Annotated in this window: 10 protein-coding genes; 8 read left to right on the top strand and 2 right to left on the bottom strand. The window is 69.6% G+C overall.

Features of this window, described 5'->3' with window-relative positions; translation table 11 throughout:
* Positions 1 to 72: 72 nt before the first annotated feature.
* Positions 73 to 429 (bottom strand): hypothetical protein, encoded by a 357-nt coding sequence (locus AC3XYG_RS02155; protein WP_489138170.1) that lies wholly within the window; start codon positions 427 to 429, stop codon positions 73 to 75.
* A gap of 482 nt (positions 430 to 911) precedes the next feature.
* Between AC3XYG_RS02155 and AC3XYG_RS02150 the strand changes: the two genes are divergently transcribed.
* The 6 genes from AC3XYG_RS02150 to AC3XYG_RS02125 all read left to right on the top strand — a co-directional run bounded on the left by AC3XYG_RS02150 (position 912) and on the right by AC3XYG_RS02125 (position 12,396).
* The gene (locus tag AC3XYG_RS02150; protein ID WP_489138169.1) at positions 912 to 1,724 is read left to right on the top strand and encodes a helix-turn-helix transcriptional regulator; all 813 of its coding nucleotides are present in this window, start codon (positions 912 to 914) and stop codon (positions 1,722 to 1,724) included.
* 328 nt (positions 1,725 to 2,052) lie between these two features.
* Complete coding sequence (locus AC3XYG_RS02145; protein ID WP_489138168.1) at positions 2,053 to 2,256, top strand: MbtH family protein; 204 nt, start codon at positions 2,053 to 2,055, stop codon at positions 2,254 to 2,256.
* 61 nt (positions 2,257 to 2,317) lie between these two features.
* The gene (locus AC3XYG_RS02140; protein ID WP_489138167.1) at positions 2,318 to 6,661 is read left to right on the top strand and encodes a non-ribosomal peptide synthetase; all 4,344 of its coding nucleotides are present in this window, start codon (positions 2,318 to 2,320) and stop codon (positions 6,659 to 6,661) included.
* Between the two features lie 58 nt (positions 6,662 to 6,719).
* A complete protein-coding gene (locus AC3XYG_RS02135; RefSeq protein WP_489138166.1) occupies positions 6,720 to 8,060 on the top strand; it encodes a glycosyltransferase in 1,341 nt (446 codons plus the stop codon).
* A 15-nt stretch (positions 8,061 to 8,075) separates the two neighbouring features.
* Complete coding sequence (locus tag AC3XYG_RS02130) at positions 8,076 to 9,296, top strand: efflux RND transporter periplasmic adaptor subunit (RefSeq protein WP_489138165.1); 1,221 nt, start codon at positions 8,076 to 8,078, stop codon at positions 9,294 to 9,296.
* Position 9,297: 1 nt separating this feature from the next.
* Entirely contained in the window at positions 9,298 to 12,396 is a 3,099-nt protein-coding gene (locus AC3XYG_RS02125) for an efflux RND transporter permease subunit (protein ID WP_489138164.1), read from the top strand.
* Between the two features lie 24 nt (positions 12,397 to 12,420).
* On the opposite strand, the gene AC3XYG_RS02120 is transcribed toward AC3XYG_RS02125, so the two are convergent.
* Positions 12,421 to 13,854, bottom strand: a complete 1,434-nt coding sequence (locus AC3XYG_RS02120; RefSeq protein WP_489138163.1) for an aldehyde dehydrogenase family protein — start codon at positions 13,852 to 13,854, stop codon at positions 12,421 to 12,423.
* Between the two features lie 215 nt (positions 13,855 to 14,069).
* On the opposite strand from AC3XYG_RS02120, the gene AC3XYG_RS02115 reads away from it, so the two are divergent.
* Together AC3XYG_RS02115 and AC3XYG_RS02110 are read left to right on the top strand one after the other, a co-directional pair.
* Positions 14,070 to 15,008, top strand: a complete 939-nt coding sequence (locus AC3XYG_RS02115; RefSeq protein WP_489138162.1) for a S1/P1 nuclease — start codon at positions 14,070 to 14,072, stop codon at positions 15,006 to 15,008.
* Positions 15,009 to 15,038: 30 nt separating this feature from the next.
* Positions 15,039 to 15,387, top strand: a 349-nt coding sequence (locus tag AC3XYG_RS02110; RefSeq protein ID WP_489138161.1) for a metallophosphoesterase family protein, incomplete at its 3' end; no start/stop codon positions are given.

Raw genomic sequence — 15,387 nt, 5'->3', positions numbered from 1 at the left:
GCCCTTCCTCAGCCGCCCCTTCCCCTGACCGATCGGCATGGGGGCGGAGGGCACCCCCATGCCGGAAGCGGGTCAGAGGTGGAAGTCGGTGTGGCCGAAAAGACCGCCGAACAGATCGCCGACCAGGTGGCCGACGCCGTCGGCCACGCCGCCGACCGCCTGGCCCACACCGGCGACGACGTCGCCGACGGCATGGCTGGTGCCGTTCAGAACGGCGCCGACGCCGGTGGTGGCGCCGCCGACCACGTCACCGACCACACCGCCCACGACGCCGCCGACCTCGGTCAGGACGTCGCCGACCGCCTGGCCCGTTTCACCGACCGCGGTGCCGACCGTGCTGCCGACACCGGCAACCGCGCCGCCGACCGCCTGGCCCACCCCGGCGAGAACGCCGCCGATGATGCCGGAGAAATCAAAGATGTCGCTCATCTGGGTCATCTCCATGTTACAGAAGCGCCGCGATCGGAAGATCGCAGCCAGATCGCCCGCCAAACATCGATCGGCACCTGAAACGAAGACGAGATTTTGAAAGATTTGTTCTCCGACATCGGAAGAATCTATCAACCCGATCCTTGGCCGATGCCTCGGTCTCTTTCGCCGATGCCAGGATATGATCTGCGATAATCTTCCTATCCAGCAAAAATCCCGAGGCCTACCTGCTATGTTATGCAGATTGACTGGGACCGACACAGGCCGACCGAGTCGCCGGGATGCCGGCCCCATGCCGGTGCCGAGGGTCGATTCCACGGCCCGAGACGGATGAAAAGGTGCGGTCGGTGAGACCGTTGCCGGAAAATGGCAACCGTGGCGGCTTGTCGCAGCCGCAAATTCATATGTGTTTATGCAAATCAGCCTTTGCGACTGTCATGAAATACAAATAGCATGTCCGACGTAACGGGGACTGTAATGCGGTGGATAAAGCCGAAACAAATAAAAGTAAAATTTTCTGTAAAGGGGAGGAAAGCCAGCTGAAGCATGATGCAGGCGAGGATAATATGGATCAAATTTTTCAGAATTTCATCCTACACCTGCCGTCCAGTTGCAGCCGGCAAGCTATAGGCGAGCTGCTGGAGCAGACGATCGAAGACTATGGTCTGAATCACTTCGCCTATGTCAGTTTTCCAGCGGGTGGAGAGGCCGACGCGCCATCGATGCTGACCACCTATCCGGCCGCCTGGATCGAACGCTACAGCGAGAACCGGTACGACCGGGTCGACCCGGTGATCGCCCGCGCCGTCGGGACCATGCTGCCCTTCGCCTGGACGCTCGAATCCTTGAAGGACCAGCAGACCCGCAAGCAGAAGGCCTTTCTTGAGGAGGCCGCGGATGCCGGCATCCGGTGTGGCTTGACCATCCCGATCCACGACCGCCAGGGCAAGTCCTCCAGCCTGACCCTGGCCGAATTCGGCACCGAGCCGGAGTTCCAGCGCCGCATCGAGCGGCACCAGCATGCGCTGCATCTGATCGCGCTGCATCTGCACGCCAAGCTGCGCCAGGACGACCACCCGGAGCCGCAGGCGCGCCCGTCGCTGACCCCGCGTGAGATCGACTGCCTGCAATGGGCGGCAAAAGGCAAAAGCGCATCGGACATCGCGGAAATCATGCGCATCAGTCGGCGGACGGTGGTGTTCCACACCGAGAATGCCAAACAGAAATTCGGGGTGGCGACGCTGCCCCAGGCCATCGCCCGGGGACTGATGCACGACATCATCATTTATGCCTGAGCGAAACCTGTAAACCTATACAGCTCGCCGCTGCTTCGGGCTTCACCCAAGCTTCGGCCGATTGGAACCTTATAGAGCCGTGATATCGGACCAGACGTTCGCCTGCCGGACGCCGGGCCCGATCCGATTGAGCGACAGCGAGGACGGGCGTGATGACGGTGATCGTCACCGATGGCATCGACTTCGCGGCCGGCCGCCAGAAGAGTCCGGGCCGAAAGATTTCGGATCGAAGCCCGTGCGCGGCGCGCATCCGATGCCGGTGCGGTGACGATCACGCCGACGCCCACCGTTTCGCCCCGTCGGTCCACCCGCGGCGAGGAGCACGGATATGACCAACGTCTTCGACAATCCCGACGGCCGATTCCACGTCCTCGTCAACGACGAGGGGCAGCATTCGCTGTGGCCGGCCTTCATCCCGGTTCCCGGTGGCTGGGCCGTGGCGCATCAGGATGCCGATCGCCAGTCCTGCCAGGACTACATCGACACCCATTGGACGGATCTGCGCCCGAAGTCGCTGGTGGCGCGGCGCTGACCCGGCGGCCGCAGTCTTCCGTCCTGTGCGCCGCCCTTCGTCTTGTTGAGCGAGACAAGCCATGGACAGCATCGACCTCGACACTGCCACGCTGCCGCTGACGACCGCCCAGATGGGGCTGTGGCTGGCGCAGAAATTCATGCCGCAGGCTGCGTTCAACCTGGCCGAGGCCCTCGAGATCCATGGCGCGGTCGATGCCGGGCTGCTGATGCAGGCCCTGCGCCAAACGACGCAGGAACAGGACACGCTGCGGGTCAGCTTCATCGACGACCCGGACGGCCCGCGCCAGGTGATCGGCCGCGCCTATAACGGCACCCTGAGCCATCTCGATTTCAGCGGCGAGCCGGATGCGCGGGAAGCGGCGCGGCGCTGGATGGACGCGGATGTCGTCCGCCCGCGCGACCTGGCCGCCGGGCCGCTGTCCTCGGCCGCCGTCATCAAGATCGCGGCCGACACTTTCATCTTCTACAACAATGCCCCGCACATCCAGTGCGACGCCTTTGCCTCGATGCTGTTCGCTCGCCGCGTCGCCGAGCTGTACACCGCCCTGGTCGAAGGCCGGCCGGCCGATCCGGACACCGCCCTGACCTCCTTCACCCTGCTGATCGAGGAAGAAGCCGCCTATCGCCGGTCCGACCGGTTCCGCCGCGACCGGGAGTACTGGACCGAGCGCTTCGCCGACCTGCCGCCGGCCCTGACCCTGTCGCCGCAGCAGGCCGGCAGCCGCCGCGCGACCGTGGTCGGCACCTTCCTGCGCCAGCGCACCCGGCTGGGCGCCGAGACCGTCGCCACCCTGCGGCAGCGGGCGCAGGCCGCCGGGGTCAGCCTGCCGCAGATGCTGATCGCCCTTATCACCGCCTATCTCTACCGCGCCACCGGCCAGGCCGATCTGGTGGTCGGCCTGCCCGTCTCCGCCCGCAGCAGCCGCGCCATGCGCAAGGTCGGCGGCCTGGCCGCCAACATCGTGCCGCTGCGCCTGGCGATGGCGCCGGACCTGACGATGGAGGCGCTGCTGCAGCAGGTGTCGCGCGAGGTCCGCCAGTGCCTGCGGCACCAGCAATACCGCTACGAGGATCTGCGGCGGGACCTGCACCTGCAGCAGCACAACCAGCACCTGTTCACCACCATGGTGAACATCGAGCCGTTCGATTACGACCTGCGCTTCGGCGGCCACCCGGTGACGCCGAAGAACATGTCGAACGGGTCGGGCGAAGACCTGGGCATCTTCTTCTACGACCGTGGCGACGGCCGCGACCTGCTGATCGACTTCGACGCCAATCCGGCCCGCCACACCAGCGACGACCTGGCCGCGCATCAGCGGCGGCTGCTGCGGCTGATCGCATCCGTCATCCGCGATCCCGGCCAGTGCCTGGGCCAGATCGACATCCTGGACCCCGGCGAGCGGCTGCAGATCCTGGCGGAGTGGAGCGGCCAGGACCACCCGGTCGACATCGCAACCATCCCGGCGCTGTTCGAGGCCCAGGCCGCCCTGCGGCCCGCGGCCCCCGCCCTGATCCTGGACGATGGCGGCCTGAGCTATGCCGAGCTGAACGCACGGGCCAACCGGCTGGCGCATCACCTGATCGGCCGCGGCATCGGCCCCGGCAAGATCGTCGCCGTCGCCCTGCCCCGGTCGGCCGAAACCATCATCAGCGTGCTGGCCGCGCTGAAGGCCGGCGCCGCCTATCTGCCGATCGACCCGAATTACCCGTCGCAGCGCATCGGCTTCATGCTGGCCGATGCCCGGCCGGCCTGCATCGTCACCAACGCCGCCACCGATCCCGGCCTGACCGGCACAGCACCCCGCCTGGTGCTCGACACCGAGGACATGGCGGCGGCCCTGGCGCGGCAGCCGGACCGCAACCCGACCGATGCCGACCGCACCCGGCCGCTGGATCCGTTCGACGCCGCCTATGTGATCTACACCTCCGGCTCGACCGGCGTGCCCAAGGGCGTGATCGTGCCCCATGCCGGCGTCGCCAGCCTGGCCGAGGAGCAGGTCGAGCGCTTCGCCATTACCGCGGAGTCGCGGGTCCTGCAATTCGCCTCGGCCAGCTTCGACGCCTCGGTGATGGAGCTGCTGATGGCGTTCCCGGCTGGCGCCGCCCTGGTGGTGCCGGCGCCGGGCCCGCTGGTCGGCAACCGCCTGGCCGATGTGCTGACCCGGCACGCGGTCAGCCACGCCCTGATCCCGCCGGTGGCGCTGGCCAGCCTGCCGGCCGGCCGCTACGAAGCGTTCCGCACCCTGCTGGTCGGCGGCGACGCCTGCCCGCCGGACCTGGTCGGCCGCTGGTCGAAGGGCCGGCGCATGATCAACGCCTATGGCCCGACCGAGACCACGATCGTGGCGACGCTGAGCGCCCCCCTGTCCGGCCAGGCCGCCCCGCCGATCGGCCGGCCGATCCGCAACACCCAGGCCTATGTCCTGGACACCGGCCTGCAGCCGGCCCCGATCGGCGTGCCGGGCGAGCTGTATGTCGCCGGCGCCGGCGTCGCCCGCGGCTATTTGGACCGGCCGGACCTGACCGCCGAACGCTTCGTCGCCGATCCCTTCGGCGCGCCCGGCGGCCGGATGTACCGCACCGGCGACCTGGCCCGCTGGCGGCGGGACGGCACGCTGGACTTCCTCGGCCGGGCCGATCACCAGGTCAAGCTGCGCGGCTTCCGCATCGAACTCGGCGAGATCGAGGCGGCGCTGGTCCGCTCCGGCGCCATCGCCCAGGCCGCGGTGATCGCCCGCGAGGACCAGCCCGGCGACAAATACCTGGCCGCCTATGTCGTGCTGGAGCCCGGGGCGACGCTGGACCCGGCGACGCTGCGGCACGAGCTGACCCGGAACCTGCCCGACCACATGGTGCCGGCGACCTTCACCGCGCTGGACGCCCTGCCGCTGACCCCCAGCGGCAAGCTCGACCGCAAGGCGCTGCCGGTGCCGGAACGGCAATCCGCCGCCGGCTATGTCGCGCCGCGCACGTCGACCGAGGCGTCCCTGGCCGCGATCTGGGCCGAGACCTTCGGGCTGGAGCGCGTCGGCATCGACGACAATTTCTTCGAGCTCGGCGGCCATTCCATGCTGGTGGCGCAGCTGATCGCCCGGGTGAAGGCGACCTTCACGGTCGAGCTGCCGCTGGCGGTGGTGTTCGAGGTCTCGACCATCGCCGGGCTGGCGGAGAAGATCGACCAGGCCCGCGGCGAAGGCCTGTCGCTGGCCGCCCTGGATCTGGCCGGCGACGCCCGGCTGGCCGACCACATCCAGGCGCCCGCGACGCTGCCACCGGTCGAGGCCGAGCAGGTGTTCCTGACCGGCGCCACCGGTTTCGTCGGCAGCCAGCTGCTGGGCACGCTGCTGCGCGACACCGATGCCCGCATCGTCTGCCTGGTGCGGGCGATGAGCCCGAGCGCGGCCAAGACCCGGCTGCGGCGGACCCTGGCCGCTCGCCGCCTGTCCGAGCTGTGGGACGACAGCCGGATCGAGATCCTGATGGGCGATCTGAGTGCGCCGGATCTCGGCCTCGACCCGGACGGCGTCTCGATCGTCCGCGACGAATGCGACGCGATCTACCATTGCGGCGCGGTGGTCGACTTCCTGCAGCCCTACTCCACCCTGAAGGCGGCCAATGTCGAGGCGCTGCGCCGGCTGATCGACTGGACCGCCGGCGGCCTGCCGAAGAGCCTGCACTATGTCTCGACCCTGTCGGTGATCGACCCGTCCAGCGGCCCCGATCTGGTGACCGAGGCATCGGCCCTGTCGAGCTGGCAGGGGCTGATCGGCGGCTACAGCCAGAGCAAATGGGCCGGCGACACGCTGGCGCGGCAAGCGCAGGCGCGCGGGCTGCCGGTGTCGGTGTACCGGCTGGGCGCGATCACCGGCGACCGCAGCCATGCGATCTGCAACGACGCCGACATGATCTGGCGGGTGGTGCGGGCCTCGGCCCGGCTGGGCGCCATCCCCGACATCCACCTGGCGATGACCCCGGCCGACGACATCGCCGGCGCCATGCTGCGGCTGTCGCGCAGCGACCAGCCCTGGGGCGGCGTCTATCACCTGGTCAGCCAGGGCGCCGTGCATCTGCGCGACATGACCCCGATCTTCGAGCGCATGGGGCTGGCGCTGGAGCCGATGGCCCTGCTGCCGTGGCTGGAGCGGGCCCGGCTGAGCCTGCTGGACAGCCATGACCATGACCTCGCCACCGTGGTCTCGATCCTCGGCCAGTTCGACCCGTCGGTGGTGCCGCCGCCCTTGTCCTGCGACGCCACCCATTCCCGCATGGACGAGATCGGCGGCGCCATCCCGCCAGTCGGGCCCGATCTGATCGAGCGCTACCTGCGCAACCTGAAGATTCAGGAGACGACCGAGGCGGCGGAGTCCTGGATGCCGCCCAAGACCGCGGTCGCCGCGGAGTGACGGCCCCTGCAGCACGCCCGGGCGGCGGCGGTCGCGCCGCCTGCCGGAAGGATCGAGCATGGCCCGCTTCCTGATCGCCGCCACCCCCGTCCCCGGCCATGTCTCGCCACTGGCCGCCATCGCGCAGCATCTGGCCGGCCGCGGTCATGAGGTGGTGATCCACACCGGCAGCATCTTCCGCGACAAGGCGGAGGCGACGGGCGCGCGCTTCGTGCCCTTCCGTGCCGCCATCGACCACGATTACCGCCGGCTGGACGAGCTGGCGCCGGAGCGGCACGAGATCCCGTTCGGACCGGCCCTGCTGCGCTACACCATGAAGCGCTTCCATGGCGACATCATGGGTGAGCAGGCCGCCGGGCTGCGCGACATCCTGCGCGACTTTCCGGCCGATGCGCTGATCGTCGACACCATGTTCTGCGGCATGCTGCCGATCCTGCTGGACCGCCGCCAGCCGCGGCCACCGCTGGTCGCGATCGGCGTCACCGCGCTGGGCCTGACCAGCGTCGACACCGCCTTCTTCACCTCGGGCCTGCCGCCTTCCTCCACCCCGGAAGGGCGGGCGCGCAACATCGCCATGCACAGGAACATGCAGGCGCTGCACGCCGGCATGCAGCAGGATTTCAACGACATCCTGGCCGGCCTCGGCTGCCGCAAGCTGCCGGAGTTCCTGTTCGATGCCCTGGGGACGCTGCCCGACCTCTACCTGCAGCTCACCGCCGAATCCTTCGAATATCCGCGCAGCGACCTGCCGGAGACCATCCGCTTCGTCGGCCCGCTGCTGGCGCCGCCGACCCAAAGCTTCACCCCGCCGGACTGGTGGGGCGAGCTGGACGGCGGCCGGCCGGTCGTGCTGGTGACTCAGGGGACTCTGGCGAACGAGGATTTCGGCCAGCTGATCGGCCCGACCCTGACCGGGCTGGCCGGGGAAGACGCCCTGGTGATCGCCACCACCGGCGGCCCGCCGGTCGAAGCGATCCCGGTCACCTTGCCGGAGAATGCGCGCGCGGCGGCGTTTGTGCCGTATGAGCGGCTGTTGCCGAAGGTCGATGTGCTGGTCACCAATGGCGGCTATGGGTCGGTCAACTTCGCTCTCAGCCTCGGCGTCCCGATGGTGGTCGCCGGCGACACCGAGGAGAAGCCGGAGATTGCGACCCGGGTCGCCTGGAGCGGCGCGGGCATCAATCTCGGCACCGGCCATCCGCGGCCGGAGCAGCTGCGCGATGCGGTGCGCGCCGTGCTGGCCGACCCGCGCTATCGTCGCCGGGCGCGGGCGCTGCAGGCCGATTTCGCTCGCTACGACGCCCGCCGGCAGATTGCCGAGATCGTCGAAGGTTTCGCCGCCGGCCGGCGCGACGCCGCCCTGGCCGCAGCACCGCAGGCCCAACGCGTACCCGTTTGAGCAAGAGACATGGTCATGATCCGTTTCCGTCGTCCCCGCTGGCTCGGCCTGCTGCTGCTGGCCGGGGTGGCTGCCGTGTCGGTGGTCGCCGGCGGCTGGCGCATCCTGGCGTCCGACCGTGCCGACAGCGTCGGCCCCGCAACCCCCGCCCCGGCCACCTCGGTCGCCCAGGCGGAGATGCATGAGGTGGTCGAGGCGCTGTCCGTGACCGGCACCCTGGCGGCACGCGAGGAGGTGCTGGTCGGGGCCGAGGTCGACGGGCTGCGCATCATGGAGATCGACGCCGATGTCGGCGACCGGGTCAGCTCCGGCCAGGTGCTGGCCCGGCTGGACCACGCCCAGCTCGATGCCCAGCTGGCGCAGAGCGAGGCCAACATCGCCAAGGCCGAGGCCGCGATGCAGCAGGCCCAGGCCTCGATCGACGAGGCGCAGGCCACCGCCGCCCAGTCCCAGTCGTCGCTGGAGCGGGCGCAGACGCTGCGCGCGTCCGGCAACACTTCGGTCGAGCAGCTGCAGGCGCGAGAGACCGACGCCAAGGTCACCGTCGCCCGCATCGTCGCGGCGCAGCAGACCGCCCTGTCCGCCGCGGCCGACAAGAGCCTGGCCGAAGCCCAGCGGGACGAGATCGCGCTGCGCATCGCCCGGGCCGAGATCAAGGCGCCCGTCGCCGGCGTGCTGTCGGAGCGGCAGGCCCGCATCGGCGCCGTGGTCGGCCTGTCCAGCCCGCCTCTGTTCCGGCTGATCCGCGACGGCGAGGTCGAGTTCCTGGCCGAGGTCACGGAATCCGGCATGCCGCGGGTGAAGATCGGCCAGGCGGCGGAGCTGCAGCTGACCGGCATGGCCCAGCCGATCCGCGGCATGGTGCGGCTGGTCGACCCGACGGTCGACGCCACCAGCCGCCTGGGCCGCGTCGCCGTCACCCTGCCGGCCGAAGCCGGGCTGCGGCCCGGCGTCTTCGCCCAGGGGTCGATCGAGATCGGCCGAAGGCGGGCCCTGACCGTGCCGCTGTCGGCCGTGTTCTTCAGCACCGACGGCGCCTATGTCCAATCCGTCAGCCAGAATGTGGTGAACCGGCGGCCGGTCGAGATCGGCTTCGTCGGCGACGGGAGGGTCGAGATCCGCCACGGCCTGGCCGAGGGCGAAACGGTGGTGTTGCGCGCCGGCAGCTTCCTGCGCCAGGGCGACCACATCGCCCCGGTGCAGCCGCCGGTCGCCTCCGCCGCCAAGGCTGGCTGACATGGCGCTCAACATCTCCGCGTGGTCGATCCGCAAGCCGATCCCGCCGCTGGTCCTGTTCGCCGTCCTGATCGTCCTCGGCTTCGTCAGCTTCCGGTCGCTACCGGTGACGCAGTTGCCGAACATCGACGTGCCCGTGGTGACCGTCACCATCGCCCAGGCCGGCGCAGCGCCGAGCGAGCTGGAGACCCAGGTGGCCCGGCTGGTCGAGGACGCGGTCGCCGGGCTGACGGGGGTCAAGCACGTCACCTCCGCCCTGTCCGACGGCGTGTCGGTCACCATGGTCGAGTTCGTGCTGGAGACGCCGACCGACCGGGCCGTCAACGACGTCCGCGACGCCATCGCCAAGATCCGGTCCTCGCTGCCGCAGAGCATCGAGGAGCCGGTGATCCAGCGCATCGACGTCGCCGGCCTGCCGATCCTGACCTATGCCGCGGCGATCCCGTCGATGAGCGTCGAGCAGCTGTCCTGGTTCGTCGACGACACGGTGGTGCGGGCGATGCAGGGCGTGCCGGGCATTGCCCAGGTCAAGCGCATCGGCGGCGTCGACCGCGAGATCCGGGTGGCGCTGAAGCCCGACCGGCTGGCGGCGCTGGGCATCACCGCGTCGGAGGTCAACGACCAGTTGCGCGCCAGCAACATCGACCTGGCCGGCGGCCGCGGCACGGTCGGGGTACAGGAGCAGTCGATCCGCACCCTGGCGGGCGCCGCCACGGTGGCCGACCTGGCGCAGCGGCGGATCAGCCTGTCCGGCGGCCGCCAGGCGCTGCTGCAGGACCTGGCCACCGTCACCGATGGCGGTGCGGAGCCGCGCACCTTCGCCCGGGTCGACGGCAAGCCGGTGGTCGCCTTCAGCCTGTACCGGTCGAAGGGCTTTTCCGATGTCACCGTCGCCGATGCCGCCGCCGTGCGGCTGAAGGCGCTGACCGAGGAGAACCCGGAGCTGTCGATCACCGAGATCGACAACCTGGTCCGCTACACCCGCGCCGATTACAGCATGACGATGGAGACGCTGCTCGAGGGCGCGATCCTGGCGATCATCGTCGTGTTCCTGTTCCTGCGCGACTTCCGGGCGACGATCATCTCGGCCTTCGCCATCCCGCTGTCGGTGCTGCCAACCTTCGCGGTGATGGAGGCGCTGGGCTTTTCGCTGAACTCGATCAGCCTGCTGGCGATCACGCTGGCGACCGGCGTCCTGGTCGACGATGCCATCGTCGAGATCGAGAACATCGTCCGCCACATGCGCATGGGCAAGTCGCCCTACCGCGCCGCGATCCAGGCAGCGGACGAGATCGGGCTGGCGGTGGTCGCCACCACCATGACCATCGTCGCGGTGTTCCTGCCGGTCAGCTTCATGGGCGGCATCGCCGGCCAGTATTTCAAGCAGTTCGGCATCACCGTGGCCGTCGCCGTCACCTTCTCGCTGCTGGTGGCCCGGCTGGTCACGCCGCTGATGGCGGCCTATCTGATGCGCGACAAGGCCCATGCGGATCCCAGCGACGGCCTGGCGATGCGCTTCTACCTGCGCCTGCTGGACTGGTCGATCCACCATCGCGGCCGGACCATCGCGCTGGGCCTGGCCATCTTCGTCGCCTCGGTCGCGCTGGCCAGTCTGTTCCCGACCGGCCTGCTGCCGAACAACGACATCTCGCGCTCGTCCCTGTCGATCGAGCTGCCGCCGGGATCGACGCTGGAGGACACCCAGGCCGTGGCGGACCGCTTGGCCACGCTGCTGCGGCAGCAGCCGGAGGTCAGCAGCGTCTATGCCGTGGTCGGCGGCGCCGGCCTGAACCCGCTCGACATCGCCAACAGCGAGGTCCGGCAAGCGACGCTGGTCGCGACCCTGGTGCCGCGGTCGGAACGCAGCCTGGACCAGAAGGCATGGGAGAGTCGGATGCGGGCGCTGGTCGCGGCCGAGCCCGATCTGCGCTTCAGCTTCAGCGCCGGCGGCGCCCGCGAATTCACCCTGCTGCTGTCCGGCAATGATTCGACGGTGCTGGAGCATGCGGCGGTGGAGATCGAGCGCGAGATCCGCGACCGGGTGCCGGTGCTGGCCAATGCCGTGTCGACCGCGGCGATCGACCGGCCGGAGATCCGGATCATCCCGCGCCTGGCCGAGGCCGCGGCGCTGGGCGTCTCGGTGGCGCAGATCGCCGAGACGGTTCGGATCGCGACACTGGGCGACGTCTCCGCCAACCTCGCCAAATTCTCGTCCGGCGACCGGCAGGTGCCGATCCGGGTGCAGATCGCCGAGACGGCGCGCGGCAAGCTGGCCACCTTCGAGACGCTGCGGGTGCCGACCGCCACCGGCGCCAAGGTGCCGCTGACCTCGGTCGCCACCATCGGTTTCGGCGAGGGCGCCACCACCATCGACCGCTACGATCGCCAGCGCCGCATTTCCATCGAAGGCGACCTGATCGGCAAGACGCCACTGGGCGAGGCGATGGCCCAGGTGCTGGCGCTGCCATCGGTGCGCAACCTGCCGCCGGGCATCAGCATCCGGCCGTTCGGCGATGCCGAGATCATGCAGGAGGTGTTCTCCGGCTTCTCCCTGGCGATGGCCGCCGGCGTGCTGATGGTCTTCGCCGTGCTGGTGCTGCTGTTCGCCGACATCGCCCAGCCCGTCACCATCCTGGTGTCACTGCCGCTGTCGATCGGCGGCGCCTTCCTGGCGTTGCTGGTGACCGGCTATCCCATCAGCCTGCCGGTCGTGATCGGCATCCTGATGCTGCTGGGCATCGTCACCAAGAACGCCATCCTGCTGGTCGATTTCGCGATCGAGGCGATGGCGCAGGGTGCGACGCGCACCGAGGCGCTGTTCGAGGCCGGCCGCAAGCGGGCCAGGCCGGTGGTGATGACCACGGTGGCGATGATCGCCGGCATGGTGCCGTCGGCCATCGGCATGGGCGAAGGCGGCGCCTTCCGCTCACCCATGGCGTCGGTGGTGATCGGCGGCCTGATCACCTCGACCGTGCTCAGCCTGGTGTTCGTGCCGGCGGTATTCACCGTGATGGACGACCTGCACGGCGTCCTGGGCCGCGTGTTCGGCCGCTTCGTCGGCGCCCGCGACGAGCCGGCGCCGCCTGTCCCGGGGGAATAGCCCCCGAGACAGACGGCCCCTGGCTCAGTCCGCCGTGCCGTAGCCGACGATGCCCTTGATCTCCAGGAAGTCGTGGATGGCCCAATCGGCATATTCCCGGCCGTTGCCCGACTGCTTGTAGCCGCCGAACGGGGCGTGGGTGTCCCAGTCGGGATAGTTCAGGTTGATCGTGCCGGCCCGCAGCCGGGCCGCGACCCGGCGGGCATGGGCGATGTCCTGCGACTGGATGTAGGCGGCCAGGCCGTAGACCGTGTCGTTGGCGTTGCGGATGGCCTCGTCCTCATCCTCATAGGGCAGGATCGACAGCACCGGCCCGAAGATCTCCTCGGTCGAGATGGTCATGCCGTGCCGGACATGGCCGAACACGGTCGGCCGGACGTAATAGCCGCGGTTCAGCCCCTCGGGCCGGCCGGGGCCGCCGGTGACCAGGGTGGCGCCCTCGCTGATGCCGGCTTCGATCAGGCGCTGGATCTTGTCGTACTGCACCTGGCTGACCACCGGGCCCAGCACGGTGTCGTCGGACCGGGGGTCGCCGACCTTGTGCGTCTCCGCCGCCGCCTTGGCGATGGCCAGCGCCTCGTCATGCCGCGCGGCCGGGACGAACATCCGGGTCGGCGCGTCGCAGGACTGGCCGCTGTTGGCGAAGCAGGCGCCGACGCCCTGCGTCACCGCGCTTTCGAAATCGGCGTCGGACAGGATGATGTTGGGGGATTTGCCGCCGAGTTCCTGGGCAACGCGCTTGACCGTGTCGGCCGCGGCCTTGGCGACGATGATGCCGGCCCGGGTCGAGCCGGTGAACGACACCATGTCGACTTCCGGATGCGAGGCGATCACCTGGCCGACATCCGGCCCGTTGCCGTTGACCAGGTTGAACACGCCCTTCGGCACCCCTGCCGTCACCATGATCTCGGCGAAGATGATGCCGCTGACCGGCGCGATCTCGCTGGGCTTCAGCACCATGGTGCAGCCCGCGGCCAGCGCCGGCGCCACCTTGCAGACGATCTGGTTCAGCGGCCAGTTCCACGGCGTGATCAGGCCGACGACGCCAATCGCCTCCTTCACCACGCGGGTGCTGCCGCGCTGCTCCTCGAACTCGTATTCCTCGAGCGCCTTGATCGTCGCTTCCAGATGCACCCGCCCCGCCCAGACCTGGGCCGACCGGGCGAAGCTGAGCGGCGCGCCCATCTCCTGCGACACCGCCTGGGCGATGTCCTCGGCGCGCGCGTTGTAGGCGTCCAGCACTCGGCGCAGCAGCGCCAGCCGGTCCGCCTTGCTGGTCTGGGAGAAGGCGGGGAAGGCCGCGCGGGCGGCGGCGACGGCCTTGTCGACATCGGCGGCCGACCCGGCGGAGATGGCGGTGAACGCCTCCTCCGTCGCCGGATTGATCACGTCGATCCTGGCCGGCACGACCGGATCCACCCAGGCGCCGTCGATGTAGAACTGGAGATCATGGGTCATGCTGGTCATCGCCCTTGAATATCTTCGATGCGAATTGATGCGCACAATGATGCCAGGGGACGGCCTGACAGGCCGCCCCAGGTTGGCTAGAGACTGCGCCAAAGCGGGCTGACGCCGCCAGCCCAACCTGTCCAGGTCGGACGATTTCGCGCGGGAGACTCGACAGGAGGCCCGGCCGGCACAACGTCATCGGGGGAAACAGGAAGAGGCCCCGGATGCGAGACCGTGCGATCCGTCTGACCCGCGCCTGCCGAACCGCCGCTTTGGGCGCGATGCTGCTGCTGGGGCTGTTCGCCCAGCAGCGCGCCGCGGCCTGGTTTCCGGAAGGGCACATGGTCACCGGCGACCTCGCCTTCGACTTCCTGGAGCGCCAGGACCCGCAGGCGATCGCCACCATCGTGCAGTTGATGCAGGCGCACCCGGACCGGGCCGGCTTCGACAGCCAGCTCGGCACCCTGGCCGGCCGCGCCCGGGACCGCCGGCTGTTCGAGCTGATGGCGGTGTGGCCCGACGTGGTGCGGCGCGGGCCGTATGACCATGATAGCTGGCACTACAGCCAGAAGGTCGTGTCGATCGTGCAGATCCTGCTGCCCTTCTCCTTCGGCAACGCGCAATCCGCCTTCCACCACAACCTGGCGATCGCGCGCGACCCGCAGGCCGCGGCCTCGGACCGGGCGATCGCGCTGTGCTGGTTGATCCACATCGTCGGCGACATGCACCAACCGCTGCATGCGGCGCTGTGGATGTCGGGACGCTTCCCGCTGACCGATGCCGGCGGCAACTGGGCCTGGGTGCGCAAGACCGCGGATGCGGCGCCGGAACGGCTGCACCGGATCTGGGATGCCGCCGGCCGTCCGGACGGGCTCAACCGCGCCAGCCCGGATGACCTCGCGGCCGAGCTAGAGCGGGACTATCCGGCGGAGGCGCAGCCGCTACTGCCGGACCCGGACACGGCCTTCACCCGCTGGGTGGCGCACAGCCGGGTGCTGGCCTATGAGATCGTCTACCAGCGCGGGGGCCTGGATGCGGGCGCCTCGCAAGCCAGCGCCACGGTGCTGCCGGACGGCTATCTCGACCAGGTCCAGGCCGTGAGCCGCGGCCAGCTCGCCGCCGCCGGCAACCGGATCGGCGCGCTGCTGTCCGGGCTGCGCTGACGGCGGCGAGCCCGCGGGCTAGGATCCGGGATGACCATCTTCTTCACCAGCGACACCCATTTCGGCGATCCGCGCGTGCTGCGAATCGACCGGCGGCCCTTCGCCAGCATTCCGGAGCATGATGCGGCGCTGGTCTCCCGCTGGAACGAGACGGTGGGGCCGGAAGACGAGGTCTGGCATATCGGCGACTTCGCGCTGGGCCCGAAGGCCGAGGCGATTGCGGCGCTGCTGGAGCGGCTGCACGGCCGCAAGCACCTGATCAGCGGCAACAATGACGGGCCGGACACGCTGGCGGCGCCCGGCTGGGCCTCGGTGCAGGCCTATGCGGAGCTGCGACTCGACGGGCGGCACCTGATCCTGTGCCACTACCCGTTCCGCA

It is taken from the genome of Inquilinus sp. (assembly GCF_057815775.1).
Note: the sequence above shows the minus strand (reverse complement) of the source record. Positions and strands in the feature narration are given on the sequence as shown.